The sequence below is a fragment of the Microbacterium sp. BE35 genome (genome assembly GCF_031457705.1).
Taxonomy (GTDB): domain Bacteria; phylum Actinomycetota; class Actinomycetes; order Actinomycetales; family Microbacteriaceae; genus Microbacterium; species Microbacterium trichothecenolyticum.
This window is the reverse complement of the sequence record NZ_JAVDXD010000002.1, coordinates 328,548-354,436: the sequence shown is the minus strand read 5'-3', so window position 1 is coordinate 354,436 and position 25,889 is coordinate 328,548. Positions and strand designations below refer to the sequence as shown.

Below are 25,889 nucleotides of genomic sequence, written 5' to 3'. Positions count from 1 at the left end.
TTGACTTTGTAATCAGTCGATTACTACATTGTGGTAATCATTCGATTACAACCGGAGTCTCCCATGACCGAATCACCCCTCACCGCGACCCCTCGCCGCGCTCGGCCGTTCGCGCTCGTGGTGGCCGCGGCATCCCTTCCGATGTTCATGGCCACGCTCGACAACCTCGTCATGACGAACGCGCTCCCGGTGCTGCACCGCGAGATGGGCGCGAGCGTCGAAGAGCTGCAGTGGTTCGTCAACGCGTACACGCTGGCGTTCGCCGGTGCGATCCTCATCGCCTCGGCGCTCGGCGACCGGTTCGGCCGCCGCACCCTGTTCGCGATCGGCATCGCCGTGTTCGGCGTGGGCTCGGTGCTCGCCGCGCTCAGCACCGACCCAGGTCAGCTCATCGCCGCCCGTGCGGTGCAGGGTCTGGGCGCCGCAGGCGTCATGCCCCTCTCCCTCGCGCTGCTGAGCGGGGCGGTGCCGCCGGCGCGACGCGCACTCGCGATCGGCATCTGGGGCGGCGTCTCGGGGCTCGGCGTCGCGGTCGGCCCGCTCGTCGGCGGGGCCATCATGGAGGGCTGGGACTGGCAGGCGATCTTCTGGATCAACGTGCCCGTCGCGATCATCGCGATCCCCCTCGCGCTCGTCGTGCTGAACAACGACTTCGGCGCCCGCGCCCGCATCGACGTTCCGGGGGCGCTGCTCGCGGCGGCCGGTGTGCTCGCCCTCGTCCACGCGATCGTGCGCGGCAACGACGACGGCTGGGACTCGATCGGGGTCATCGCGGAGATCGTGCTCGGCACGCTGCTCATCGCCGCGTTCCTCTGGTGGCAGACCCGCGCGCAGGCGCCCCTCATGCCGCTGCGCCTCTTCCGCGACCGCTCGTTCTCGATCACCAACATCGTCGGATTCGCCTTCAGCTTCGGCACGTTCGGGGCGGTGTTCATCCTGATCCAGTACCTGCAGGTCGTCCAGGGATCCACGCCCCTCGAGGCCGCCGTGCAGACCACCCCGTGGACGCTCGCGCCCATGATCGTCGCCCCCATCGCCGGCATCCTGGCTCCGCGTGTCGGCACGCGCATCCTGCTCGTGCTCGGCCTCGCCCTGCAGGGCGTCGCGCTCACGTGGATCGCCGCCGTCATGTCGACCGACCTCGACTACCCGACGCTGATCGCGCCGTTCATCATGGCGGGCGTCGGCATGGCGCTCGTGTTCGCCCCTTCTGCGACCGCGCTGCTCGCGACACTCGGACTCATCGACCACGCCAAGGCGTCCGGCGTGAACTCCACCGTCCGTGAGCTGGGCGTCGCCCTGGGCACCGCCGTGATGACCGCGATCTTCGTGAGCGCCGGCGGCGAGCTCCTGCCCGACATGTACGTCGACGCCGCCCGCCCCGCGGTCTTCACCGGTGCGGCCGTCCTGTTCGCCGCGACGATCGTGGCGCTATGGCTCCCCTCCGGCAAGGGGACGACGGATGCCGTGCCCGCCGTGCCCGCCGTGCCCGCCGTGCCCGCCGAGGCGGAACTCACCCCCGCTCGATAGGCCGCCGACGAGGCGGCTCAGTCGCCCTTGCCGCGCAAGGCGCGCGTGAGCGGGCCGTCCACGAAGAACAGCAGGAACGCGGCGGAGCCGATCCAGGGGGCCAGCGCAACGACCGCCGCGGAGATGAAGAGGGCGCTGAGCGAGCCGCGGCCGTAGGCCACAGCATCCGCTCGAGTCATGTCGGGGAGCATGACGTCACGTCGGCGCACGGCCCAGCCCCACTGCAGCCAGCTGAACAGGATCGCCAGGAAGAACGCCAGAGGCATCGCGAGACGGCCGGCGAGGAAGTCCGAGTACTCGGTGGTGAGGTTCGTCGCGAACGGCACCAGCACGATGAACAGCAGGCGGGCGTTGTTGAGCCACACCATCGTGGCGTCGACGCGCGCGATGTGCTCGAACTGCTGGACGTGCACCATCCACATCAGGCACAGCAGCCCGAAGCTCAGCACGAAGTTCAGGAAGAGCTCGCCCATGCCGCCGAGGGCGGCCCACATGTCGGCGTCGGAGTCGACCTTGCCGGGTGAGTACTGCGTCAGGTCGAGCACGAGCAGCGTCGCCGCGATCGCGAACACCCCGTCGGTGAACGCCTCGAGACGCGTCGTGCGCTGCGTCGCCGCCGGATGCCGCCGCTGCCTGATCATGGCGCCAGGGTAGCGACACTCGCGACGGGCGGTGCGCAGCGCCCGCCGTCACACGGGGTCACCGCATCTCCGCGGCAGCGTGCGCTGGGGTTGGATGGAGGAGGAGACGGATGCCGCGCCCCTCTGCATCCGAGACCTGGGAGGCCAGCGTGACCGAGCATGTTCCGTACGTCGTGGTCGGCGCGGGTGCCATGGGGCTCGCGACGACGTGGCAGCTCGCGCGCCGCGGCCGCCGCGTGGTCGCCCTCGAACGGTTCGAACGGGGTCACACGCGCGGAGCCTCGCACGGCGCGACCCGCAACTTCAACAACGCCTACGGCGCCGCCCACTACCTCGACCTGCTCACGCTTGCGCGCGCCGAGTGGGACGAGCTCTCGCGCGCGACCGGCGAACCGCTGCTGCGCCTGCACGGCCTCGTGACCCACGGCGACGACGCCGTCGTCGCCGACGTGCATCGCGCGCTCGTCGCCCGCGGCGAGCGCGCCGAGGTGCTCGCCGCGCACGAGGCGGCACGGCGCTGGAGCGGCATGCGCTTCACCGACGACGTGCTGTTCACTCCCGACGCCGGGGTGGTCCGCGCGTCCGCCGCCCTCGACGCGCTCGAGCACGGCGCGCGCAGCCACGGAGCCGACGTCCGCTTCGGGCACCGCGTGGTCTCGCTCGACGAGCGCGCCGACGGCGTCGCGCTGACGGTCGACGTCGCCGGCGAGCGCCACGATCTCGTGGCCGAAACCGTGGTGGTGACCTCGGGAGCCTGGACTCCCGGCATCCTTCCGGCGTCCTTCCCGCTCCCGCGGCTGACCGTGACCGAGGAGAGCCCGGCGCACTTCGCCCCGACCGCGCCGGATGCGCGGTGGCCCTCGTTCAACCATCTCCTGTCGCCGCAGCGGTACCCCGCGAACGTCTACGGCATGCCGACGCCGGGCGAGGGCGTGAAGGTGGGTTTCCACCTCGTCGGCCCCGTGGTCGACCCCGACGCCCGCTCCTTCCGTCCGGTGCCCGCGCAGGCCGCGCAGCTGCGGGAATACGTCGCCGAGTGGTTCCCGGGTCTCGACGCCGACTCGGCCGAGCCCATCAGCTGCACCTACACGTCCACGGACTCGCAGGACTTCCTCCTCGACCGCCGCGGCCGTATCGTCGTCGGCGCCGGATTCTCCGGCCACGGCTTCAAGTTCACGCCGGCCGTCGGTGCTGTGCTCGCCCACCTCGCGACCGACGACGGCTTCCGCGCCGCCGAGCCCTTCCGCCTCCCCTGAGCCGGCCCGCCGGAAACGACGGATGCCTCGACCCTGCGCGGTGCGCGGGTCGAGGCATCCGTCTGTGAAGCGGGCTACTTCTTGTAGTTGGGGGCCTCGACGACGATCTGGACGTCGTGAGGGTGGGACTCCTTGAGGCCGGCCGCGGTGATGCGGACGAACTTGCCCTTGGCCTTGAGCTCGTCGATCGTGCGGGCGCCGACGTAGAACATCGACTGACGCAGGCCGCCGACGAGCTGGTAGGCGACGGCCGAGACCGGACCGCGGTACGCGACCTGGCCCTCGATGCCCTCGGGGATCAGCTTGTCGTCGGTGGGGACGTCGGCCTGGAAGTAGCGGTCCTTCGAGTACGACGTCTTCTTGCCGCGGGTCTGCATCGCACCGAGCGACCCCATGCCGCGATACTGCTTGAACTGCTTGCCGCCCTGGAAGACGATCTCGCCCGGCGACTCGTCGGTGCCGGCGAGGAGCGAGCCGAGCATGACGGTGTCGGCGCCGGCGACCAGCGCCTTGGCGATGTCTCCCGAGTACTGGAGTCCGCCGTCGGCGATCACGGGGATGTCCGCTTCGCGCGCGGCCAGGTAGGCCTCATACACCGCGGTCACCTGCGGCACGCCGACGCCTGCGACGACGCGGGTGGTGCAGATCGAGCCTGGACCGACGCCGACCTTGACGGCGTCGACGCCGGCGTCGATGAGCGCCTGCGCGCCCTCGCGCGTGGCGACGTTGCCGCCGATCACGTCGATGTGGTCGAAGCTCGCGTCGGCCTTGAGGCGGCGGACGATGTCGATGACACCCTGCGACTGCCCGTTGGCGGTGTCGACGACGATGACGTCCACCCCCGCGTCGCGCAGGGCTTCGGCGCGCTGCCAGGCGTCGCCGAAGAAGCCGATGGCGGCACCGACGCGGAGGCGGCCCTGCTCGTCCTTGGTGGCGAGGGGGTACTTCTCGCTCTTGTCGAAGTCCTTGATGGTGATGAGACCCGCGAGCTTGCCGTGCTCGTCGATGAGCGGGAGCTTCTCGACGCGGTGCTGCGCGAAGAGCGCGATGACCTCGCCGGCGCTGATGCCCACGCGACCGGTGACCAGGCCGTCGGTCGTCATGACGTCGCGCACCTTGGTGGTCTGACGCTCGAAGCCCGAGACGAAGCGCATGTCGCGGTTCGTGACGATGCCCACGAGGTGGTTCTCATCGTCGACGACCGGGAGGCCCGAGATGCGGTACTGCGAGCAGAGCGAGTCGACCTCTTCGATCGTGGCATCGGGCGTGGTCGTGATCGGGTCGGTGATCATGCCCGACTCGCTCCGCTTGACGCGGTCGACCATCGAGGCCTGGTCCTCGATCGCAAGGTTGCGGTGGATGATCCCGAGACCGCCTTCGCGGGCGATCGCGATCGCCATGCGCGACTCCGTCACCGTGTCCATCGCGCTCGAGATGAGCGGGGTGGCGACGGTGATGCGTCGCGTCACCCGGGACGAGGTGTCGGCTTCGCTGGGGATCACGTCGGTGTGGCCGGGCAGCAGCAGCACATCGTCGTAGGTCAGTCCGACGAAGCCGAAGGGGTCGTTGTGCTCCATGGGGGTCTCCTCGCGCGGGCGCGCGCGTGCTCTGGGGGTGGACAGCGGCGGCCGGTGCGCTCGTGACGCTCCGTACTCGATTCTAAGCGCGCACAGGCCCCGTTTGTTCCCGGGATAACGGCACGCGCGAGCGCGCGCGAGCCGGTGAACGCTGTCCGGTTGCGATCGGATCACTTATCCACAAGGAACCTTGGGCGAAACAGCGACGACACATTACAGTCGTAGCGTCGTCATCACGGCCGATGCGACCCGAGCTTCGGTGTCCGCGTGGTGTGCCGAACTGGAGGTTCTGTGGGTCCTACGACTGTGACCACGATCAGCAGCCGCCGCTGGATCCTCGTGATCTTCGGCCTGCTCTTGGCCGCGGGAATGGTGTTCCTGTCCGCACCCACCGGTGCGCGCGCAGACGCCCCCGACACCCCCGGCGGCGACCAGGAGCAGACCGACTTCTACTTCGGCGGCGTGATCAAGTACGACGACCAGCCCGTCGAGGGCGTCACGATGTCGATCGAAGGCAACGGCTTCAAGGCCGAGACCGTGACGGATGCCGAGGGCAAATGGCGTCTGTACGTGCCGGAGAAGGAGGAGTACGTCCTCACCGTCGACGAGGACACGCTGCCCGAGGGCGTGATCGTCGACCCGGCGCAGCTGCCGGAGGGCATCCAGCCCAAGCAGGGGACGACGGCGTCGTTCGACGTGAGCTTCGGCCTCACCGGGTCGAAGATCGTCAACCTCTTCCTCGGCGAGGGCGAACGCGTCACCACGTCGTTCTGGGACCAGCTCATCGAGCGACTCATGAACGGCATCAACTTCGGCCTGCTGCTCGCGCTCGCGGCCGTCGGCGTCTCGCTCATCTTCGGCACGACGGGCCTCAGCAACTTCGCCCACGGCGAGATGCTGACGTACGGCGCCGTCATGGCGCTGATCTTCGGCGTGTGGCTCAAGGTGCCGATGTACATCACGATCCCGATCGTCATCGTGCTGGGCGCGGTCCTCGGCTGGGCCCTCGACACCGGACTCTGGCGGCCACTGCGGCGCCGGGGCCTCGGGCTCGTGCAGCTCATGATCGTGAGCATCGGCCTCTCGCTGGCCGGCAGATACGTCTTCCAGTTCTTCATCGGCGGAGGCACCTACCAGCTGCCCGGCGCGGGAGCGCCGCGCGACATCGTCATCGGGCCGATCAAGCTGTCGTGGATCGACGTCACGTCGATGGCGATCAGCATCGTGCTCCTCGTCGCCGTGGCGTACTGGCTGCTGCGCACCCGCATCGGCAAGGCGACACGTGCGATCAGCGACAACCCGGGTCTCGCCGCCGCCTCCGGCATCAACGTCGACCGGGTGATCCGGATCGTGTGGATCCTGGCCGCGGCGCTCGCCGCGATCGCCGGCGTGTTGTGGGCCTACTTCCGCCCCGGCGTCAAGTGGGACATGGGAGTGCAGGTGCTGCTGCTGATCTTCGCCGCGGTGACGCTCGGCGGACTCGGCACCGCGTTCGGCGCCCTCATCGGCTCGCTCATCGTCGGCATCCTGGTCGAGATCTCGACACTGTGGATTCCGCCGGACATGAAGTACGTCGGCGCGCTCGCCGTGCTGATCATCATCCTGCTGGTGAGACCCCAGGGCATCTTGGGCCGGAAAGAGAGGCTCGGTTAGTCATGGACTGGGGACAGATCTTCAACAACACCGCCTACTGGGTCTTCAGCCCGGAGACCATCGCCTATGCACTCGCGGCAACCGGCCTCGCCGTCCAGTTCGGATTCGGTGGCCTGCTGAACTTCGGTATGGCCGGCTTCATGGCCCTCGGCGCCTACGGGTATGCGATCTCGATCCTGAGCTTCGGTTGGCCCTGGTGGGCGGGCATCCTCGTCGGCTGCGTCGCCGCTGTGATCTTCGCGCTCATCCTGGGTATCCCGACGCTGCGCCTTCGAGCCGACTACCTCGCCATCGTGACGATCGCCGCTGCTGAGATCGTGCGCCTGCTGCTCACGACCCAGCTGTTCGACGAGTGGACGAACTCCGCCGACGGGCTCGGCGGCTACCATGCCGGTTTCCGCGGGGCGAATCCGTTCCCGAAGACCGGCGCGGACGGCGAGCCCATCATCTATGGCTTCGGACCGTGGCAGTGGACCGCCGACCAGCTCTGGGTGCGCGTGTTCGGCATCATCCTGCTCGCGATCGCCGTGTACCTCGTGTGGGCGATCATGCGCAGCCCGTGGGGTCGCGTGCTCAAGGGCATCCGCGAGGACGAGGACGCCGTCCGCTCCCTGGGCAAGAACGTCTTCTCCTACAAGATGCAGGCGCTCATGATCGGTGGCGTCTTCGGAGCGCTCGGCGGCGTGGTTTTCGCACTGCCCTCAGCGGTCGTCCCGGCGACGTACACGACGAGCCTCACGTTCTTCATCTGGACGATCCTGCTGCTCGGCGGCGCGGCCACCGTGTTCGGTCCGGTCGTCGGCTCGGTCATCTTCTGGGTGATCATGGGCTTCCTCGACAACGTGCTCCCCGTGCTTGCGCAGTCCGACATCCCGATCCTGTCGCTGCTGACCGCGCAGCAGGCCGCGACCCTCCGGTTCATCCTCGTGGGCGTCGCGCTCATGCTGATCGTCATCTTCCGCCCGCAGGGCATCTTCGGAAACAAGAGGGAGCTGACCTTTGTCAAGTAACCCGCCCAGCAACCCGCCCACTGACGAGCCGGTGGTCCCCGTCACGACCGCGACCGGCAGCATCCGTCGCCCGAAGACCACCGGTCTCGCGAAGGGCGAAGGCGTCCCCGGCGTCGCCAAGAACGACCCGATCCTCGTGATCGACAACGTCACCCGCCGCTTCGGCGGTCTGACCGCCGTGGACGTCGAGCACCTCGAGGTCCCCCGGAACGCGATCACAGCCCTCATCGGCCCGAACGGTGCCGGCAAGACGACGCTCTTCAACCTGCTGTGCGGCTTCGACAAGCCCAACAGCGGAACGTGGAGCTTCGACGGGCAGAATCTCTCGGGCATCCCGTCGTTCAAGGTCGCCCGCATGGGTCAGGTCCGCACCTTCCAGCTGACCAAGGCGCTGTCGCTGCTCACCGTGCTCGAGAACATGAAGCTCGGGGCCACCGGCCAGCGCGGCGAGAGCCTGTGGGCGAGCATCGTCCCGGCCATGTGGCGCAAACAGGACAACGACATCGAAGACAAGGCGATGGACCTGCTCACGCGGTTCAAGCTCGACGCCAAGTCCGATGACTATGCGGCCTCCCTCTCGGGCGGCCAGCGCAAGCTCCTCGAGATGGCTCGCGCCCTCATGAGCGACCCGACGCTGGTGATGCTCGACGAGCCCATGGCCGGCGTCAACCCGGCGCTCACCGAGTCGCTGCTCGACCACATCCTCGACCTCAAGGACCTCGGCATGACCGTGCTCTTCGTCGAGCACGACATGCACATGGTCCGGCACATCGCCGACTGGGTCGTCGTCATGGCCGAGGGCAAGGTCGTGGCCGAAGGCCCACCCGACACCGTCATGCAGGACCCGGCGGTGATCGACGCCTACCTCGGCAGCCACCAGGACGTCGACCTCGGCGTCGTGACCGGGCGCGTGGCCGGCGAACTCGACGCGTCCGCGGAGGAGCTGCTCGAGGAGATCAAAGAGGCCGAAGAGGCCTCGATCGCCGAGGCTGAGGAGGAGAAGAAGTGAGCGACGCCTCGACGAACCCGCGCACTCCGGGATCTGCCATCCCCGATCCCGGAGCGGCTCGCGTGGAGGGCATGAAGACCGGGACGGTCGTCGTGGAGGTCAAGGACCTCACCGCGGGGTACCTGCCCGGAATCAACATCATCAACGGCGCCAACCTCGTCGCCCGCAAGGGCGAGCTGATCGGCATCATCGGACCCAACGGCGCCGGAAAGTCGACGCTGCTGAAGTCGATCTTCGGCATGGTCAAGGTCCGTGGCGGCGAGATCACGGTCGACGGCACGAACGTCGTCGGGCTCAAGTCCGACAAGCTCGTGCAGCGCGGGGTCGGATTCGTGCCGCAGACGAACAACGTGTTCCCCTCGCTCACGATCGAGGAGAACCTGCAGATGGGGCTCTACCAGCGCCCCAAGGCCTACGCCGAGCGGCTCGACTTCGTCACGGGGATCTTCGCCGAGCTCGGCAAGCGACTCAAGCAGCGCGCCGGTTCGCTGTCGGGCGGAGAGCGCCAGATGGTCGCGATGTCGCGCGCGCTCATGATGAACCCGTCCGTCCTGCTCCTCGACGAGCCCTCGGCCGGTCTATCGCCCGTCCGTCAGGACGACGCCTTCATCCGCGTCTCCGACATCAACAAGGCCGGCGTGACCACGATCATGGTCGAGCAGAACGCCCGCCGCTGTCTGCAGATCTGCGACCGCGGCTACGTCCTCGACCAGGGCCGCGACGCGTACGAGGGCACCGGCCGCGAGCTGCTCAGCGACCCGAAGGTCATCGGCCTGTACCTGGGCAGCCTCGGCGCCGACGGAGTCTGACCCGACACACCACATAGAGAAGGAGGGGACCGGATGCTGCGGCATCCGGTCCCCTCCTCTTATCTGTGCGCGCGCTGTCCGAGCGCGCGTTCTCCTCATAACTGCTTCATCGCTGCGGCCGTCCTCCATACGTGTGCGGGCGTCCTGCTTGTGACACCGCGTTCGGAGCACGCCTGGCCGGCGCCGCGAAGGCAGAGCACGGGCCGAGCAAGCAACAGGGCCCCGGATCGCTCCGGGGCCCTGTTGCGTCGGTCTGGTTTACAGGTCGATGCGGGTGTAGAGGTTGTCGGCACCGTACTGGAAGACACCGATGGTGGCCTCGGTCGGGTCGCCGTTCTCATCGAACGTGATCGGACCGGAGAAGCCGTCGTAGTCTGCTACGCCGCCGCCGAGGATGATGTCGGCGCAGTCGGCGAAGGTGTCGCACTTCTCTCCGTCACCCGAGCCGCCCGAGACTTCCTGCAGCTTGCCGGCGATGTCGGCCGGATCGGTGGAGTTCGCGGCCAGCGACGCGAGCGCGAGCAGCACGACGGCGTCGTACGCCTCGTTGGCGTACGAGAAGTCGGTCAGCTCGGGGTTGCCCTCGCCGGTCCACCACTCGTTGAGGCGTCCCTGGAAGTCGGTGTCGGGAGCGGGACCCGCGGGGGTCGTGCCCTTCGCCCCCTCCATGCTCACTCCGGCCGGCCACTTCTCGTCCGAACCGAAGTTCTTCAGGTTGCCGTCGACGAGGTACAGGTCCTCGGCGGGGTAGCCCGCGGCGATGAGCGCCGGGCCGATCGTGTAGATCTCGTCGAACGTGATCAGCGCGATGGCGTCGGGGTTGGAGGCGAGGATCGCGGAGATCTGCGCGTCGAAGTTCGTGTCACCGGTGTTGTAGGACTGCTCGGCGACGATCTCGCCGCCCGAACTCGTGAAGGTGTCCTGGAACACCTTGTTGAGGCCCGTGCCGTACGAGTCGTTCTGGTACAGGACTGCGACGTTCTCGTGACCGTCCTCGGCGACGAGGTTGCCGAGGACCTCGCCCTGGAGCGTGTCGGCCGGAGCCGTGCGCCAGTAGAGGTTGTTGTCGTCCCACGTGGTGAAGTCCAGCGACGTGTTCGCCGGGGAGAACGTGATGATTCCGGCCGCGACCGCGTCGTCGAGGAAGAGCTTCGTCACACCCGAGGACGCGGCGCCGATCGCAGCCGAGACCTTCTCGGAGATCAGCTTCTGGATGGTGGTGGCATACGCCTTGTTGTCGGTGTCGCCGGAGTCGCCCCAGACGATGTCGGGGATCGTGACGCCCTTGGCGGCGTCATTGATGTCGGCGGCCGCCAGGCCGACGCCGGCCTCCTCGGGCGGGCCGAGGAATGCGAGCGTTCCCGTCTGGGGCAGGATCGTGCCGATCTTCAGGGTGAGGTCGCGCTCCTCCGTGGGCGGAGTGGTCTCGCTGCTCCCACCGCCGCCGCCGGAACAACCGGCGAGGACGAGGGCGCTGGCGCCGATGAGCGCGATGCCACCGAGGACGGTGGTCGTGCGCGAGCGGGTGAAGACGCTCATGTTGCTCCTTGCTGTGCGATTACAACGGGAACGGCTCGGGCGCCGACCCAGTGCACTAAACCTAATCGTCGTCAAGCGTCGCCAATGTTGCCTTTCGTTAACGATCTGTAACAGCTTGAAAACCGTGATCGGACCGTAATTCCAGACGCTCTCCGGGTCCCTCCGCTGTGGATAACTCGCAGGCCCGTTCGCGCGCACCGCCGGAACCGATTCCGCTGCCGGCGCCGGCCTCCCATACCCCTTGCGGGTATACACTGGACCGAGCGGGTACCCCTGAGGGGTATCCCCCCATGACCCAGAGGAGAAATCATGGCTGAGGCCGAGTACACGGTGACGGGAATGAGCTGCGGGCACTGCGAGGCGTCCGTGCGCGGCGAGGTGTCCAAGCTCGAGGGCGTCCAGGACGTCCAGGTGAGCGCGGCCGCCGGCACGCTGAAGATCGTCTCCGCCGCCGAGCTCGCTGACGACGCCGTCATCGCGGCCGTCGACGAGGCCGGCTACAGCGCCGTCCGCGCATGAGCGAGCCCTCGATCCCTGCCGCCCGGTTCGAACTCGAGATCGGCGGGATGACGTGCGCGTCGTGCGCCGCGCGGATCGAGAAGCGGCTGAACCGGATCGACGGGGTCGAGGCATCCGTCAACTACGCCACCGAGAAGGCGTTCGTCACCGCTCCCGCAGAACTCGACCCGCAGGCGCTCATCCAGGAGGTCGAGAAGACCGGGTACACGGCTGCGCTGCCCGCACCGCCGGCGACCGAGCCCTCCGCTGAAGAGGCCGCAGACCCCGAGCTCACCAGCCTGCGGCAACGGCTCATCGGATCGATCGTGCTGTCGGCGCCGGTGATCCTCCTGGCGATGATCCCGGCGCTGCAGTTCACCTACTGGCAGTGGGCGTCGCTGGCGCTCGCGGCGCCGGTGGTCGTGTGGGGCGCGTGGCCGTTCCACCGCGCCGCCTGGATCAACCTGCGCCACGGTGCGGCCACGATGGACACGCTGATCTCGCTCGGCGTCTCTGCGGCGTTCCTGTGGTCGCTGTACGCGCTGTTCTTCGGGCACGCGGGCATGCCGGGGATGACGCACACCTTCGAGTGGTCGGCCACCCCGCCGGGCGGCGCGGGCGACATCTACCTCGAAGTCGCCGCCGGCGTCACGACGTTCGTGCTCGCGGGCCGGTACTTCGAGCAGCGGTCGAAGCGCCGCGCGGGAGCTGCGCTGAGGGCCCTGCTCGAGATCGGCGCGAAGGACGTCGCCGTCCTGCGCCCCTCGGGCGACGGCGCCGCCGAGGTGCGCGTGCCGGTCGCCGACCTCCGCGTCGGCGAGGAGTTCGTCGTGCGGCCCGGCGAGAAGATCGCCACCGACGGCGTCGTGACCTCCGGGACCTCCGCCGTCGACGCCTCGATGGTGACGGGCGAATCGGTCCCCGTGGAGGTCTCCCCCGGCGATGCGGTCGTCGGCGCCACCGTCAACGCGGGCGGCCGTCTCGTGGTGCGCGCGACGCGCGTGGGCGAGGACACTCAGCTCGCGCAGATGGCGCGGCTCGTCGAGGACGCCCAGTCGGGCAAGGCCCAGGTGCAGCGCCTGGCCGATCGCATCTCCGGCGTGTTCGTCCCGATCGTGCTGCTGATCTCCCTCGGCACGCTGGTGGCCTGGCTCCTCATCGGCGCCCCGGCTTCCATGGCCTTCACCGCGGCCGTCGCCGTGCTCATCATCGCCTGCCCGTGCGCCCTGGGGCTCGCGACCCCCACCGCCCTCCTCGTCGGCACCGGCCGCGGCGCGCAGCTCGGCATCCTCATCAAGGGTCCCGAGGTGCTCGAGTCCACGCGCACGGTCGACACGGTCGTGCTCGACAAGACAGGCACCGTCACCACCGGACGCATGTCGCTCATCGACGTCGTGATCACCGGATCCGCCGACCCGCACACGAACCAGGCGTCCGCGGCCCGCGCCGAGCTGCTGCGTCTCGCGGGTGCCCTGGAGCACGCCTCCGAGCACCCCATCGCGCAGGCGATCGCCCGTGCCGCGACCGCCGAGGCCGGAGACCTCCCCCACGTCGAGTCGTTCCAGAACGTTCCCGGCAAGGGCGTCACGGGCATCGTCGAGGGGCACGCGGTGCTCGTCGGCCGCGACGCCCTGCTCGCCGACTGGGCGCTGACCCTCCCCGACGACCTCGCCGTCGCGAAAGCCGCGGCCGAGGCGCTCGGCCGAACCCCGGTGCTCGCCGCGTGGGACGGCGCGGTGCACGGCCTCCTCGTCGTCGCCGACCAGGTCAAGCCCACCAGCCGCGAGGCGGTGAGGCAGCTCAAGGCCCTCGGCCTCGTGCCGGTGCTCCTCACCGGCGACAACGCCGCCGTGGCACAGGCCGTCGCCGACGAGGTCGGCATCGAGCGCGTGATCGCCGAAGTGCTCCCGCAGGACAAGGTCGCCGTCGTCGCCGAGCTCCAGGGCGAGGGCCGCGCCGTCGCGATGGTCGGCGACGGCGTGAACGACGCCGCCGCCCTCGCGCAGGCCGACCTCGGCCTCGCGATGGGAACCGGGACGGATGCTGCGATCGAGGCCTCCGACATCACCCTGGTCCGCGGCGATCTGCGCAGCGCTTCCGACGCGATCCGCCTCTCGCGGGCCACCCTCGGCACGATCAAGGTCAACCTGTTCTGGGCCTTCGCGTACAACGTGGCCGCGATCCCGTTGGCGGCGCTGGGCCTGTTGAACCCTATGATCGCCGGAGCGGCGATGGCGTTCTCGAGCGTCTTCGTGGTGGGCAACAGCCTGCGCCTGCGCCGCTTCCGCAGCCTCTCGACCGCTCACCGTTGAAGGAGCCCGACATGACCGACACCACCCTCGAGCACGCGCACTCCGACTCCTCCGAGCACTCCCACCACGGCTACATCACCGACAAGGACAAGTACCTCAATCGCCTCAAGCGCATCGAGGGGCAGGCGCGCGGCATCCACAAGATGGTCGAGGACGAGAAGTACTGCATCGACATCCTCACGCAGATCAGCGCGCTGACCTCCGCGCTGGAAGCCGTCGCCGTGGGTCTGCTGGATGACCACCTGCGCCACTGCGTGGTGGATGCCGCGCGCCTGGGCGGCGCCGAGGCCGACGCGAAGATCACCGAGGCCACGCAGGCCATCGCCCGCCTGGTGCGCTGAGCGCTAGGCCGCGACGCGGCTGCGGCGGGCGTGGATCAGCGAATCGACCGTGAGGACGACGAGCGCCACCCACACGAGACCGAAGCCGATCCAGCGCTCGAGGGGCATCGGCTCGCCGAGCAGGAGCCAGCCCACGAGGAACTGCAGGACCGGCGCGACGAACTGCAGCAGCCCGATGGTCGTGAGCGAGACGCGGCGCGCGCCCGCGGCGAAGAGCAGCAGCGGCACCGCGGTGATGACACCCGTCAGGCTGAGCAGCACGGTGTGCTGCCAGCCGTCCGCCCCCATCGTGAGCCCCTCGGTCGCGCCGACGATCACGAGCACCACCACCGCGATCGGGGTGAGCCACAGCGTCTCGAGAGTCAGGCCGCTCACGGCGTCGACCGACGGCCCGACCTTCTTCTTCACGAGGCCGTAGACGCCGAAGGATGCCGCGAGCGTGAGCGCGATCCACGGGAAGGCGCCATACCCGATCACGATCACGGCGACCGCCGCCGCCGCGATGCCGATGGCGACCCACTGCGTCGGCCGCAGGCGCTCGCGCAGCACGAGCACGGCGAGCAGCACCGTCGCGATCGGGTTGATGAAGTAGCCCAGGCTGGTCTCGATCACGTGGCCGTTCAAGGCCCCGTAGATGAACACCTGCCAGTTGACGTAGATCAGCAAGCCCGCGATCACGGTGAGGCCGAGCACCCTCGGCTGCCGGAAGATCGCCGCAAGCCGCGGCCACGTGCGGGTCACCGTGAGCAGCAGCGCGCAGAAGACGAGCGACAGCAGGATGCGCCACGCCACGATCTCCCACGGACCGGTGGGCGCCAGGAGCAGGAAGTACAGCGGGAGGAAGCCCCACAGCAGGTACGCGGAGAACGTGAAGACCCCGCCGAGCCGGCGTTCCCGGGCTTCGACGGTGTCGGACACGACCCTGCGGGTGCCGGTGGTGACGCCCAGGTCGAGCGCCGTCGAATCGTCGAGCCCGTCCACCACGTCGCGACCGGGAAGCGAAGACTGCTCGTGACTCACTGCGTCAGCCTACGCCCGGCCCACCGGGGCGCGCTCCGCAGCCGAAGGGTCCCAGCATCCGTTCTCCGTCATCCGTGGTGTCATTCCTGCCACCGTCGGACGACCCGCTCCTCCCCTCCCCTCGCATCGCCTCGCTGCTCCGCAGTCACTTCTGGTGCGTTGCGGGCCATCGGCTCCCACCCTTTGTGACCGCGGAGCACATCGTGTCGTGCACGCAGACGACGAAAGGGCCGAATGCCGAAGCATCCGACCCTTTCGGGGTGCGCGTGGTGCGCGAGAACTCAGCGAACGACGACCGCGAGGACGTCGCGAGCCGACAGGACGAGGAACTCGTCGCCGCCGAACTTGACCTCGGTGCCGCCGTACTTGCTGTAGATCACGCGGTCGCCGACGGCGACGTCGAGCGGGATGCGGTTGCCGTTGTCGTCGATACGACCCGGGCCCACCGCCACGACCTCGCCCTCCTGGGGCTTCTCCTTGGCGGTGTCGGGGATGACCAGACCGCTGGACGTGGTCTGCTCGGCCTCGACCTGCTTGATGACGATGCGGTCCTCGAGCGGCTTGATGGAAACCGACACGGTCTACCTCTTCTTTCTTGAGACTAAGACTCGTTAGCACTCTGACGTTGAGAGTGCTTACGTCAGTCTAGGCAACCGGCTGGCACTCATGCAACGTGAGTGCCAATGCATGTCATGCACGCTCCGCCTGAGCCCGAGCGCGACCGGACAGATCCGGCCCCGATGTATCAGCCCGCCCACCCGGCGGCTCCTGGAGACATGGCCACGGAACGCAACCCCCTCTCGCAATACGTGAGCCTTGGTGGTAGACCTGACGTCATCGGGGGTTGTGTCCTGAACCTGGGGATTTTCGGGCGATGACGAAGAGTTTCACGCTCGCTGTGGACATCGGCACCAGTAGGACTGCCGCATCCACAGCGATGACAGATGCAGAAGGAAACGTCGAGACGGCGCGGTTCGCGCTGGGGCGACAAGCGGACAGCGCGCCGACGGCGGTGTTCGTCGCCGACGACACCCTGCTGTACGGCGAGGCTGCTGAGAGACGCGGGCTCGCACAGCCCGAACGGCTGGTGCGCGAGTTCAAGCGCCGGATCGGCGACGACGTGCCGGTGGTGGTCGCCGGCCGCCGGCTCGCGACCGAAGAGCTGTTCGCAGGCATGGTGGCGTGGGTGGTCGAGGCCGTCGCCGAACGCGAAGGGCGCCACCCCGACGCGATCGTCGCCACCGTCCCGGTGACGTGGGGCGACTACCGCCGCAGCCTCGTCGTGGCCGCCCTGGCTGCCGAGGTGTCGTGCCCGGTGACGCTCGTCGCCGAGCCCGTCGCGGCGGCGTGGCACTACCACGCCACGTCCGCGCTCGACGGCGACCGCGTGCTGGCGGTGTACGACCTGGGCGGCGGCACCTTCGATGCGGCGCTGGTGGGCGCCGCGCCGGACGGCACGCTGCAGATCATCGGATCGCCGGCGGGCATCCCCGACTTCGGGGGCGCGGACTTCGACGATCTCGTGGTGCGCCATACGATCGCCGCCGCCGGCCTCTCGACGGCGGACCTCGCTGCCGATCCCGAGGCGCGCGTCGCGCTCGCGGCGCTGCGACGCGAGTGCGTCGAAGCAAAGGAGGCGCTCTCGTTCGACTCCGAGGCCGCCATCCCGGTCTTCCTGGGTGGCGCGGGAACGACCGTGCGCATCACGCGAGCCGAGTTCGAGGCTCTCATCGAACCGGGGATCGAGCGCACCATCGACGTGCTGCATTCGCTGCTCGAGACCAACGACATCGGCGCGCGCCTGGACGCGATCCTGCTCACCGGCGGCTCCTCACGCATCCCGCGCGTCGCGCAGCTGCTGTCGGACCGCCTCGATGCCCCGATCGCGGTGGATGCCGATCCCAAAGCCATCGTGGCGCTCGGCGCCGCCCGCATCGTCGCCGGCGGGCACGCTCACCGTGCGCCCGCCGGGACTGCGGCGGTGTTCGGCGCGGGAGTGGCTGCTGCCGCGGTCACCGCGCCGGCCGATGCCCTCGACCTCTCACCGGCCACCGACGCGGAAGTCGCGGCATCCGGGTTCCCGGACGAGCGCACCCGCGCCGGCCGCCGGCGTTGGATCCGGCGTGTGCCTACCGCGGCGGCTCTGGCCGGCGGGTCGATCGTGCTCGCGAGCGGCATCGTGCTGGCCAGCGCCACCGGGCTCGGCAACGGCACGCTCCCGGCCGACGAGGCGCAGACGGCGTCGTTCGGCGAGTGGCTGGGCGTGGCCCTCGGCGAAGCGCCGGCCGCGGCGGCCGAATCGGGGCCCGCTCCCCCGACGGCGACTCCCGTCCCGCCCGACAAGAAGGCTGCGCCGCCGCCCAGCGTGACACCCAACCCGCGGCTTCGCGTGGCGGAGCGGGCGACCGAGGCTCGCCAGGCGGAGACCGCGGCACCGGAGTCGGCATCGCCGAAGACGGATTCGACCGGCACGCCGTCCAAGCCCTCGACACAGACGGGGAGCGACGCGGCGACGGACCCGCAGACCGATCCGGCGGCGGATCCCACCACGGATCCCCCACCGGACCCGATACCGGATCCCACGCCCGACCCGACCCCGGACCCCACACCCGAGCCGACCCCGGACCCCACACCCGACCCGACCCCGGACCCCACACCCGACCCGACCCCGGACCCCACACCCGACCCGCAGCCGCCCGCACCGGAGCCCACTCCCGTGCCCCCGGCGCCCGAGCCCGAACCGCCGGCCCCTGAGCCGACACCGGAGCCGCCGGCACCCGAGCCCCAGCCCTCGTCGACCCCGGAGCCCGGGTGATGTCGGCGATCACCAACGTCGTGCGCATCGATCACTCCGTGCCGACGCCCGCGGGCCCGGCTTCCCAGGTGACGCCCGTCCTGGTCGCCGCCGCGCGCTCGGTGGAGCTGGATGCCTTCCGCTTCGCCGGCCGGAGCCTGCGCCTGGTCGTGTCGGGAAGCGCAGGATCGGGCAAGACCGTGCTGCTGCATCACCTGGCCGGCCTTCTCGCCGCAGAGGGGACCGCGACCATCGGGCTGCGCGCAGGCACCGACGTCCCCTCGGTCCCGCGCGAGAGCGTTCTGCTCGTGGACGACGCCCACCTGCTGAGCCAGGCGCAGGTGGCGGCCCTGATCGCACGTGCCGAGGACCCCGACGCGGGCCTGGTCGTGGCCTTGCGCAGCTGGCCGGCCCGCCCCGATCTCACGACACTCGGCCGTCTGCTGGAGCGCACTCGTCCCGCCCTGCTGCTGGGCGAAGTGAGCGCGTCGCGCCTCCGCGAGGAGCCCGGCGTGGGTTTCGGCGCGTGCGACGATGACATCCTCCGGCTGACCGGAGGCATCGCCTGGCTGGTCCACGAGTGCGCCGCCGCCCACGACGCCGCGGACTGCTGCGACCCCGGCCACTTCGCCCTTCAACGTGCGATCCGCCCCCGCGTCCGCCATCGCCTCGAGTCCGCATCACCGCGGCTGCGGCGCCTCGTCGAGGACCTCTCCCTCGGGCTGTTCCCGACGGAGGATGCCGCGCCCACGGACGAGCCGGGCGCGCTGCTCGCCGAGGGATACGCCGAAGGCCTGCTCACGGGCGAGGGCCGCCCAGCACCGGCGATCGCCGAGACCGCGCGTGCCATGACGCCGGTCACCCGGCTCCCCGACGTCATCCGCGCGGCATCGCCGCACACCCTGCGCGACGGGCACCTGACCGCGTGGCTCGCCGGCATCCCCGACCCGCACGCCGCGGACGCGCTCGTCACGCGCGCACGGCAAGAGGCGCCCCGCGACGCCGACCTCGCCGCCCGGCTGTTCGACCTCGCCGTCGCGTGCGGTGCCGAGGCATCCGCACTGGCCGAAGAGCGCGCGTGGGCCGCCTGGGCCGCCGGGCGGCTCGACGAGGCCGGTGTGCTGCTGGACGGCTTGCTCGCCCACCGCGACGGCGCGCGCGGGCGGGTCGTCGACCTCGCAGCGGCGGTCTGGGCCGAGCGCGGCATGATGCCCCTCGCGCACGACACCTACCGCTTGAACCGGCCCGCGCACACCGGTCCGGACATCCACGAGCGGATCGCAGCGCTGGCCGCCGGGGATCCGTCCGTTGCGTCGGCCGAGATCTCACCCGATGCCCGCGGCGCGGTCACCTCCCCGCCCTCGACGCTCGGCACCGCGCACACGCTGCTCGATCGGGGACTGACCGCGACACTCGACAACGCCCCCGACGCCGCCGTGAGCGACCTTCAGCGCGCATCGGAGCTGTACACCGCCTCCGCCGACCGATCTCCCTCGGTCGAGCTGCCGGCCGTGATCGCGGCGGCGGCGGCCATCGGCGTGGGAGACCCTGCCACCGCACAGGCGATCGTCGACACCGCTCTGCACGGCGGGCAGGGCGGAGTCAACCGGCGCGCGCGGCTCGAACTTTGGTCGTCGTGGATCGCGCTGCAGCGCGAGCGGCCCGACGCCGCGCGCGCCGCCCTCACCCGCGCGACCTCGGCACGGGCGCTGACCCCGCGAGACGACGCGCTCGCGGCCACCATCTCCATCGGCCTGGCACGGCGCTACGACGATGCCGCGGGACTCGCGGCAGAGTGGCGCACGTCGCGGCCGCGCATCTCGCGCGCCGAGCCCGACCTGTTCTCCCTCCTCGCACTGTCGGAGCTGGTGATCGCCGCCGCACGGCTCGGCGACGCGGTGTCGATGCAGCCCGCCTTCGAGCGCGCGCTGGAGCTCGTCGGAACCCTGGGAGACCCGCCGATCTGGTCGGCGCCGCTGCATTGGGCGGGCATCCAGCGCGGCATCCTGCTCAATCATCCCGACGCCCTCGCCCCGCACGCCCGCGCCCTCGTGGCCGCCGCGGCGCACAACCGGCTCGCCGCGCGCATGGCCCACGCCGGCAAGGTGTGGACCGCGGTGCTCGCAGGCACCGTCGACCCCGACGCGGTCGAGGGCGCCGCACGAGGGCTCGCGGCGGTGGGGCTGGCATGGGACGGCGCCCGTCTCGCCGGGCACGGCGCGAGCCGGTCCGACGACCGAAAGGTGATCGCCCACTTGCTCGCGTGCGCCCGGGAGCTGCATCCGCGCGAGACCGCGCGGCCGTCGGACGAAGGTCAGGATGCGGCGACGGGCGACCTCACGGCCGAGGGTCCGCTGAGCGAACGCGAGCGGGAGGTCGCGGAGCTGGTGCTGCAGGGCAAGACCTATGCGGAGATCGGTGCCGCCATCTTCATCTCGCCGCGCACGGCCGAGCACCACATCGCCCACATCCGGCGCCGGCTGAACGCGACCTCGCGATCGGACCTGCTCTCGAAGCTCCGCATCGCACTCGAGGGCGGCACGCAGGTCACGCCCGACACGGAACGAGGGGGGCGGAGGGGATGACCCCGCACCCCGACCCCCACTTCATCGGACGAAACCCCGATGCCACCGCTCACACCGCGGCCTACCCTGAAAATGCCATCGACCTTCAGTGCGGAGGTGTCGTCACATGACCACGCCCTTGGTGCAAGTCGCCAATTCCATCATCGAGTTCATCCTGAGCCTGCTGCGAGATCCCGCAGCACTGGCCGAACTGGAGAACGACCCCGAAGCCACCCTCGCCAAGAGCAAGGTGGCCGGGATCTGCGCCGACGACGTGCGGGCGGTGGCCCCCATCATCTACGACCGGCACGACGTGGTGCCGCGCAGCACACCCACGCCTTCCACGCACAGCACTCACAACGACGTCCTCAACGAGATCACGCGCATCACCAACAACTGGACGACGATCGACAGCCGATCGACCATCGTCGACCAGTCGGTCAATCAGAACATCTGGACCGAGGGCGGCGACGTGACCCAGGTCTTCGACCAGACGGCGGGCGTCGCCTCGGGCGACGGCTCGGTGGCCGCCGGCGACGACATCGGGAGCACACCCGAGGACGACGCCGACGAGACGCCGACCCTGCCGGACGTTCCCGGCCTCCCCGACGAGGCCGCAGCCGGCCTCGACGAGATCACGGCGGGCCTGGGCACCGTGGCATCCGACGCCGGATCGGCGCTCGCCGACGACGCCGGATCCACCGCCGACGACGCGGCGGCGCCGGTCGCCGATCAGCCCGGCGACGAGGTGGCGGCCGCTGCCCAGGATGCCGGCATCCCGCAGCAGACGGCGGCGGTCGTGGACGATGCGACGACGATTCCCGAGCAGGCGTCGACCGCTCCCGCAGCGTACGAGGCACCACCGGCCGAGGTCGACGACGCCGTGTGGAGCGAGCCGGTCGACACCGTCGACGTCGAGGATGTCGCCTACCCGGATGAACTCGGCGAGGAGCAGTAGCCGACGGTGACAGACCCCGTTTCGCGGGCCGAACAGTCCGCCCCCGAACCGACCGCGCGCGCCGCGGCCGGGTCGGCGAAGGCGCCTCCACAGCGGCCCCCGCTGCACAACCCCAACACGGCCCCTGTGCTCACCAAGCTGACGCCGCCCTTCTCGGTGCGCGTGAGCGAGCTGTGCTGGATCCTCAGCTTCTTCGCCGGCGGCTTCGCGGTGGTCTACTTCTTCGTCATCCGCAAGGAGCAGCTGCCGCTCATCTCCGACGCGGTCCGCACGGTCGACGCGACGCGCAGCGACCAGACGTACTCGACAGCCTCTGACATCATCTTCTGGTCGGTGTTCGGCGTCATGGTGGCGATGCTGCTGCTGCAGATCACCCTCCTGGTCTCGTTCATGGCGAGGCGGCCGCAGATGAGGTGGTGGCAGCTGCTCACCTGGGTGGTCCAGGTCGCGACCCTGGCGGTGTCACTGGACATCGCCCTGACGGGCGAACGTGCCGCACCCCTGCGCCTCATCCTCGCCGCGCAGTGCGGCCTGGTGCTGCTGGCACTGCTGGCGAGCGTGATGCCCAAGGCGCTGGCCTGGTCAGCGAGGCAGCACGACGTCGTCCGCCAGCAGGTCGACGCCCGCGCCGCTCGGTGAGGACGCCGACCCGGGCCGGATGGCGATCTGCTCGAGGCTGCGGATGACGACGTGGCACAGCCCGACCGCGGCACGCTCGGTGAGGGGCGACTCGGCGAGCGCACGCCAGCGCGCGAGGAGCCGCTCGGTGCGGGCGCCGACGGCGGCGGCGTCCGCGGTGTCGTCGAGTCCGACGCGAGCCGCTGCCGAACTGCCGCCCCCGCCGACGATGCGCTCGGCCTCCGCTATCCGCTCGGGCGGCAGCGGATAGCCGCCCGCCCGCGTGCGCGACAGCGCGTCGAGCTCGCGCAGGGAGTGGGTGGTGGCGAAGATGCGCTCGATCTCGGCGAGCAGCGCATCGGAGCCCAGCCGCGGCCGTTCCCGCAGCAGCTGCTCGAGCCCCGGCAGCACGCCGTACACCTTCAGGGTGTCGGCCCGCGCGCGGAAGTGGTCGCGCACGAGCGCCTGCAGCGTGGTCAGCCCGCTCTGCTGGACCAGCCCTTCCGCCAGAGCGGTCGACGAGGACGCGCCACCGCGGATGAGAGCGGCCGAGAGACGGATGCCGTAGAGCCCGAAGCGCGAGAGAAGTGCCCGTCGGCGCGAATCGGCCAGCGAGATCACACCCGTGAGGGTGGCGAACCGGTCCGCCGAGACGAGGAGGCGCTCGCGTGCGCTGCGCTCGAGCTGGGCGACCTCGGCCAGCGCGCGGTACTCGTCTTCGCGGAGCGTGCGGGCCGTCTCGGCGAGCAGACCCGCGACAGGGACGACATCGAGCACCAGCGCGCGCAGGTCGGCGTCCTCGGCGTAGCGCCGTGCGACCTGCCCCGCCGAGACCAGCGAGTCGATGCGCGCCGAGCCCACCTCGTCCGCGCGCGACAGCACGGCGATCGCATTGACGGTGAGCGCGTCGCCCACCGCCACGTCACGGAACGACTCCAGGAACCCGCGGTCCGAGGCGTGCAGGTGACGCATGAGGTAGATGACGGCGTCGGGCGCCGACGCGCTGCCGCGCTGGGTCAGGAACCCGTGGGCGCGGGCCGACACGTCGGTGGACAGCGAGGCGATGCCCGGCGTGTCGATGAGGACCACCGATCGAAGGGCCTCCGAGGGCCAGCCGACGTCGATCCATGCCACCTCGTCGGCGTTCGCACCGCCGAGGTCGAGGACGGTCCGACCGTCCTCCCGGTGGAAGCGGAGGCGCCGCGGCTCCCCTTCGAGCGGGTGCAGCGTGATGCTCGGGGTGTCGGCGCGGCGATACCAGGTGACGACGCGGGTGCACTCGCCGGCGTCGGTGGCGGCGAGCTCCTCCCCGAGCAGGGCGTTGAGCAGCGTCGACTTGCCGGCCTTCACCATGCCGGCGAGGGCGATGCGCAACGGCCCTTGCAGCCGGAGGTCGAAAGCGCGGATCGCCTGCGTGGTCGCCGGGTCGTCCGCGTACAGCTCCAATGCCTCGCGCGCGACGCGACGCGCATCCGCCAGAGCCGGCTCCCTCATCCGCTGCTGCTTCCGCTCACGTTCCGGTCCCCAGCTGAGCAGGCATCGCCGAGACGGCCTGCGGTGCCGGCCGGGCAGGTGCGATCTCCGCGCGCAATGCGTCGATCTGCCGCAGCTGCATCCGCAGCTGCTTGACGCGCTCCTCCCGCTTGCCGCTCTCCACCGTCGCGGCCTGCTTGGCGGCGTTCACGGCCTCGGTGAAGGAGCGGTGCAACTCGTCGGCCATGGCGCCGAAGTGGTCGCGCGCCGCCCGCTGGACCAGTCGGAGGCGGTCCTTGAGCTGCTTGCCGGCCTGGAAGACGACTTCGTCGATATACCGGCGCACGATGTTCTTGGCCTCCGCCTGACGGCGGGCGAGACGATTGCCCATGTCCTCGCGGAAGGCGCGGCGACCGACGATCACCCCGGCCAGCAGCGACAGCGGGTTGATCAGCGGCAGTCCGATGAGTCCGGTCATGAGACCCACCATGAGGACGCCGCCGTAGGACCCGCGCACGCCGATGAAGATCTTCTCGGCGGCGCTCATGCGTCCCTCGTCGAGGTCGGCGATCGCATCGACAGGATCCAGCACGCCGGCGGCGTCCGCGACGTCGATCGAGGGGATGCTCTCCTCCCCCTCGAGGAAGAGCTCGGCGACCTGCTCCGACAGCCAGCGGGCGCGTTCGTCGGTCCACACGAACGTCTCCGAGACGGCTGCCGAGACCCGCTCGTCGAGCCACTCGGTGATCTGGTTCCAGATGGGACCGGGATCACCCTCCTCGATGGATGCCTCCGCCTCACGCTGCACTTTGCGCAGGCGATCGCGCAGGTCGTGCTCCATGTCGGAGATGAGGTCGGCCACGCCGTCGGTGAGGGTCACCTGCCACCGCGACGACCGGCTCCGGAACTCGTCAGCACGGGTCTTCGCCTCCTCCAGCTGCACGAGCAGCTGCGGCGTGACCTCGGGCTCGACCAGGGCCGTCAGCTCCGCGCGGAGGGCCATCGTCAGCTGGTCCACGACCGAGGCGAGGTCGTGGACGGCGCTGCGCTCGTGGATCAGCTCGGCGCGCTCGAGGATGTCTTGGCGCAGGTGGGTCACCAGCGCGGGAAAGCCCGACTCGTCGTTGAGCTCCGCGTCGCGCTGCTCCGCGGCCATCAGCCGGAGGTCGCTCGAGACGGAGAAGATCGGGATGTCCCCGATCTTGGTCAAGTGACCGCGGTCGATGGCCTCGATGTCCCGCCACTGCGGGTAGAGGTCGGTCTTGGCCAGCACCGCGGCGACATTGGGCGATACGCGCATCGCGTGCCGCAGGAACTGCATCTCGGGCTCGGTGTACTCCTGCGACGCGTCAGACACCAGGATCACCGCGTGGGCGCTGGACAGCGCCGACAGCGTCAGCAGCGCGCTGCGCGAGTCCAGGCCTCCGACGCCCGGGGAATCGACGAGCCGCAGTCCTCCGCGCAGGATCTCCCGCGGCAGCAGCACTTCGGCCGACACGATGCGACGCACGTTGTCGGGGTTTCCTTTCGCCGACACGTAGTCGGCCAGCTCCCCGAGCGGGATCTCCTGCCGGCGCAGCTCTCCGCGGGACTCGCCCTCGGGCTGCACGAGGACGGTCGCCGACGGCTCGGGCGCGTAGCCCACCATCGTGGGCACGGTCGTCGCCACGTCGTCGTCGACCGGACAGGCAGGCGCGTTGACGAGCGCGTTGACGAGCTTGCTCTTGCCCTGCTTGAACTCGCCGACGACGATCACCCGGACGTGCGGGTCGCGCAGGCGATCGCGGGTGTCGACGAGCCGGCGCACGAGATCGCGGCGCCCTGCCTGGGCGGCGACCCTTCCGACCTTGTCGACCAGTTCGAAGAGGGCGACGTCTCGACCGGCGGGTGCGGGATCGCCCGGCTGGATGTCCGCGCGCGGGACCATTCCGCTGTTCTCGTCAGTCAACGACTCTGTTGCCTCTCGTCTCGCCTCTGCGTCGGATCAGGCCGGGAAGTCGAACGCCGACGCGCCCGGGTCGATGCCCAGGTCGGGTGAGGCATCGTCGCCCCACAGCACGTCGGCATCGACATCCCAGTCCGATGCGGTGACGTTCGCGATCTCGTCGGTGAACGCGTTCGCGAACGGATCGTCATCGACCATCACGTCCGTCGGCGCCCAGTCGGCGACGGCGTCCTCGGGCCCCGGGGCGAAGGCGGGCCCGGCGTCGACGGTGATGCCGTCGGCGTCGTCCCAGTCAGCGCGATCCGCCATTGCGCTCCCCTCCCTCTCAGTATCCCTCTGCGG

General features: G+C 70.2%; 21 protein-coding genes. 13 read left to right on the top strand and 8 right to left on the bottom strand.

Features of this window, described 5'->3' with window-relative positions; genetic code table 11:
- Positions 1-63 precede the first annotated feature (63 nt).
- Positions 64-1,530, top strand: a complete 1,467-nt coding sequence (locus tag J2Y46_RS07880) for an MFS transporter (protein ID WP_310241473.1) — start codon at positions 64-66, stop codon at positions 1,528-1,530.
- Between the two features lie 17 nt (positions 1,531-1,547).
- Here J2Y46_RS07880 and J2Y46_RS07875 read toward each other — a convergent pair whose 3' ends face one another.
- Positions 1,548-2,171: a TMEM175 family protein gene (locus J2Y46_RS07875; protein WP_310241472.1), complete on the bottom strand. Its 624-nt coding sequence runs from the start codon at positions 2,169-2,171 to the stop codon at positions 1,548-1,550.
- A 110-nt stretch (positions 2,172-2,281) separates the two neighbouring features.
- Between J2Y46_RS07875 and J2Y46_RS07870 the strand changes: the two genes are divergently transcribed.
- Positions 2,282-3,427, top strand: a complete 1,146-nt coding sequence (locus tag J2Y46_RS07870; RefSeq protein ID WP_310241471.1) for an FAD-dependent oxidoreductase — start codon at positions 2,282-2,284, stop codon at positions 3,425-3,427.
- 74 nt (positions 3,428-3,501) lie between these two features.
- On the opposite strand, the gene guaB is transcribed toward J2Y46_RS07870, so the two are convergent.
- The gene (gene guaB / locus J2Y46_RS07865; protein WP_045297064.1) at positions 3,502-5,004 is read right to left on the bottom strand and encodes an IMP dehydrogenase; all 1,503 of its coding nucleotides are present in this window, start codon (positions 5,002-5,004) and stop codon (positions 3,502-3,504) included.
- Between the two features lie 306 nt (positions 5,005-5,310).
- Here guaB and J2Y46_RS07860 point away from each other — a divergent pair, with 306 nt between their 5' ends.
- The 4 genes from J2Y46_RS07860 (at position 5,311) to J2Y46_RS07845 (ending at position 9,485) form a co-directional block, all read left to right on the top strand.
- Complete coding sequence (locus J2Y46_RS07860; protein WP_396653157.1) at positions 5,311-6,657, top strand: branched-chain amino acid ABC transporter permease; 1,347 nt, start codon at positions 5,311-5,313, stop codon at positions 6,655-6,657.
- A 2-nt stretch (positions 6,658-6,659) separates the two neighbouring features.
- Entirely contained in the window at positions 6,660-7,667 is a 1,008-nt protein-coding gene (locus J2Y46_RS07855) for a branched-chain amino acid ABC transporter permease (protein WP_045297062.1), read from the top strand.
- 31 nt (positions 7,668-7,698) lie between these two features.
- A complete protein-coding gene (locus J2Y46_RS07850) occupies positions 7,699-8,676 on the top strand; it encodes an ABC transporter ATP-binding protein (RefSeq protein ID WP_396653170.1) in 978 nt (325 codons plus the stop codon).
- Positions 8,677-8,747: 71 nt separating this feature from the next.
- On the top strand, positions 8,748-9,485 hold the full coding sequence (locus tag J2Y46_RS07845; RefSeq protein ID WP_045297167.1) for an ABC transporter ATP-binding protein: 738 nt from the start codon (positions 8,748-8,750) through the stop codon (positions 9,483-9,485).
- 258 nt (positions 9,486-9,743) lie between these two features.
- Here J2Y46_RS07845 and J2Y46_RS07840 read toward each other — a convergent pair whose 3' ends face one another.
- Positions 9,744-11,024 (bottom strand): ABC transporter substrate-binding protein, encoded by a 1,281-nt coding sequence (locus J2Y46_RS07840; protein ID WP_045297061.1) that lies wholly within the window; start codon positions 11,022-11,024, stop codon positions 9,744-9,746.
- A 309-nt stretch (positions 11,025-11,333) separates the two neighbouring features.
- On the opposite strand from J2Y46_RS07840, the gene J2Y46_RS07835 reads away from it, so the two are divergent.
- From J2Y46_RS07835 to J2Y46_RS07825, 3 genes are read left to right on the top strand one after another with little or no spacing between them, the layout of a single operon-like run.
- On the top strand, positions 11,334-11,543 hold the full coding sequence (locus J2Y46_RS07835) for a heavy-metal-associated domain-containing protein (RefSeq protein WP_045297059.1): 210 nt from the start codon (positions 11,334-11,336) through the stop codon (positions 11,541-11,543).
- Entirely contained in the window at positions 11,540-13,834 is a 2,295-nt protein-coding gene (locus tag J2Y46_RS07830) for a heavy metal translocating P-type ATPase (RefSeq protein WP_310241470.1), read from the top strand. The genes J2Y46_RS07835 and J2Y46_RS07830 overlap by 4 nt, the downstream gene beginning before the upstream one ends.
- 11 nt (positions 13,835-13,845) lie before the next feature.
- Positions 13,846-14,175 (top strand): metal-sensitive transcriptional regulator, encoded by a 330-nt coding sequence (locus J2Y46_RS07825; RefSeq protein WP_045297055.1) that lies wholly within the window; start codon positions 13,846-13,848, stop codon positions 14,173-14,175.
- Positions 14,176-14,178: 3 nt separating this feature from the next.
- Here the strand turns inward: J2Y46_RS07825 and rarD are convergent, their stop codons facing one another.
- The gene (gene rarD / locus J2Y46_RS07820) at positions 14,179-15,093 is read right to left on the bottom strand and encodes an EamA family transporter RarD (RefSeq protein WP_045297166.1); all 915 of its coding nucleotides are present in this window, start codon (positions 15,091-15,093) and stop codon (positions 14,179-14,181) included.
- Positions 15,094-15,476: 383 nt separating this feature from the next.
- On the bottom strand, positions 15,477-15,773 hold the full coding sequence (gene groES, locus J2Y46_RS07815; protein ID WP_045275440.1) for a co-chaperone GroES: 297 nt from the start codon (positions 15,771-15,773) through the stop codon (positions 15,477-15,479).
- A 359-nt stretch (positions 15,774-16,132) separates the two neighbouring features.
- Between groES and J2Y46_RS07810 the strand changes: the two genes are divergently transcribed.
- From J2Y46_RS07810 to J2Y46_RS07795, 4 genes are all read left to right on the top strand, one after another.
- A complete protein-coding gene (locus J2Y46_RS07810) occupies positions 16,133-18,010 on the top strand; it encodes an Hsp70 family protein (protein WP_310241466.1) in 1,878 nt (625 codons plus the stop codon).
- On the top strand, positions 18,010-20,574 hold the full coding sequence (locus J2Y46_RS07805) for a LuxR C-terminal-related transcriptional regulator (RefSeq protein WP_310241464.1): 2,565 nt from the start codon (positions 18,010-18,012) through the stop codon (positions 20,572-20,574). The genes J2Y46_RS07810 and J2Y46_RS07805 overlap by 1 nt, the downstream gene beginning before the upstream one ends.
- Before the next feature lie 106 nt (positions 20,575-20,680).
- Positions 20,681-21,511: an IniB N-terminal domain-containing protein gene (locus J2Y46_RS07800; RefSeq protein WP_052676904.1), complete on the top strand. Its 831-nt coding sequence runs from the start codon at positions 20,681-20,683 to the stop codon at positions 21,509-21,511.
- A 6-nt stretch (positions 21,512-21,517) separates the two neighbouring features.
- Positions 21,518-22,150 (top strand): hypothetical protein, encoded by a 633-nt coding sequence (locus J2Y46_RS07795; RefSeq protein ID WP_157005657.1) that lies wholly within the window; start codon positions 21,518-21,520, stop codon positions 22,148-22,150.
- Here J2Y46_RS07795 and J2Y46_RS07790 read toward each other — a convergent pair.
- Genes J2Y46_RS07790 through J2Y46_RS07780 form a run of 3 tightly spaced genes read right to left on the bottom strand, consistent with a single transcriptional unit; the run spans position 22,094 to position 25,856 of the window.
- Positions 22,094-23,623, bottom strand: a complete 1,530-nt coding sequence (locus J2Y46_RS07790; protein ID WP_084695731.1) for a dynamin family protein — start codon at positions 23,621-23,623, stop codon at positions 22,094-22,096. The genes J2Y46_RS07795 and J2Y46_RS07790 overlap by 57 nt on opposite strands.
- 16 nt (positions 23,624-23,639) lie before the next feature.
- Positions 23,640-25,529 carry a dynamin family protein gene (locus J2Y46_RS07785; protein WP_045301606.1) on the bottom strand — a complete coding sequence of 630 codons (1,890 nt, stop codon included), beginning with the start codon at positions 25,527-25,529 and terminating at the stop codon, positions 23,640-23,642.
- A 57-nt stretch (positions 25,530-25,586) separates the two neighbouring features.
- Positions 25,587-25,856 carry a hypothetical protein gene (locus J2Y46_RS07780; RefSeq protein WP_045301604.1) on the bottom strand — a complete coding sequence of 90 codons (270 nt, stop codon included), beginning with the start codon at positions 25,854-25,856 and terminating at the stop codon, positions 25,587-25,589.
- Between the last annotated feature and the right edge of the window lie 33 nt (positions 25,857-25,889).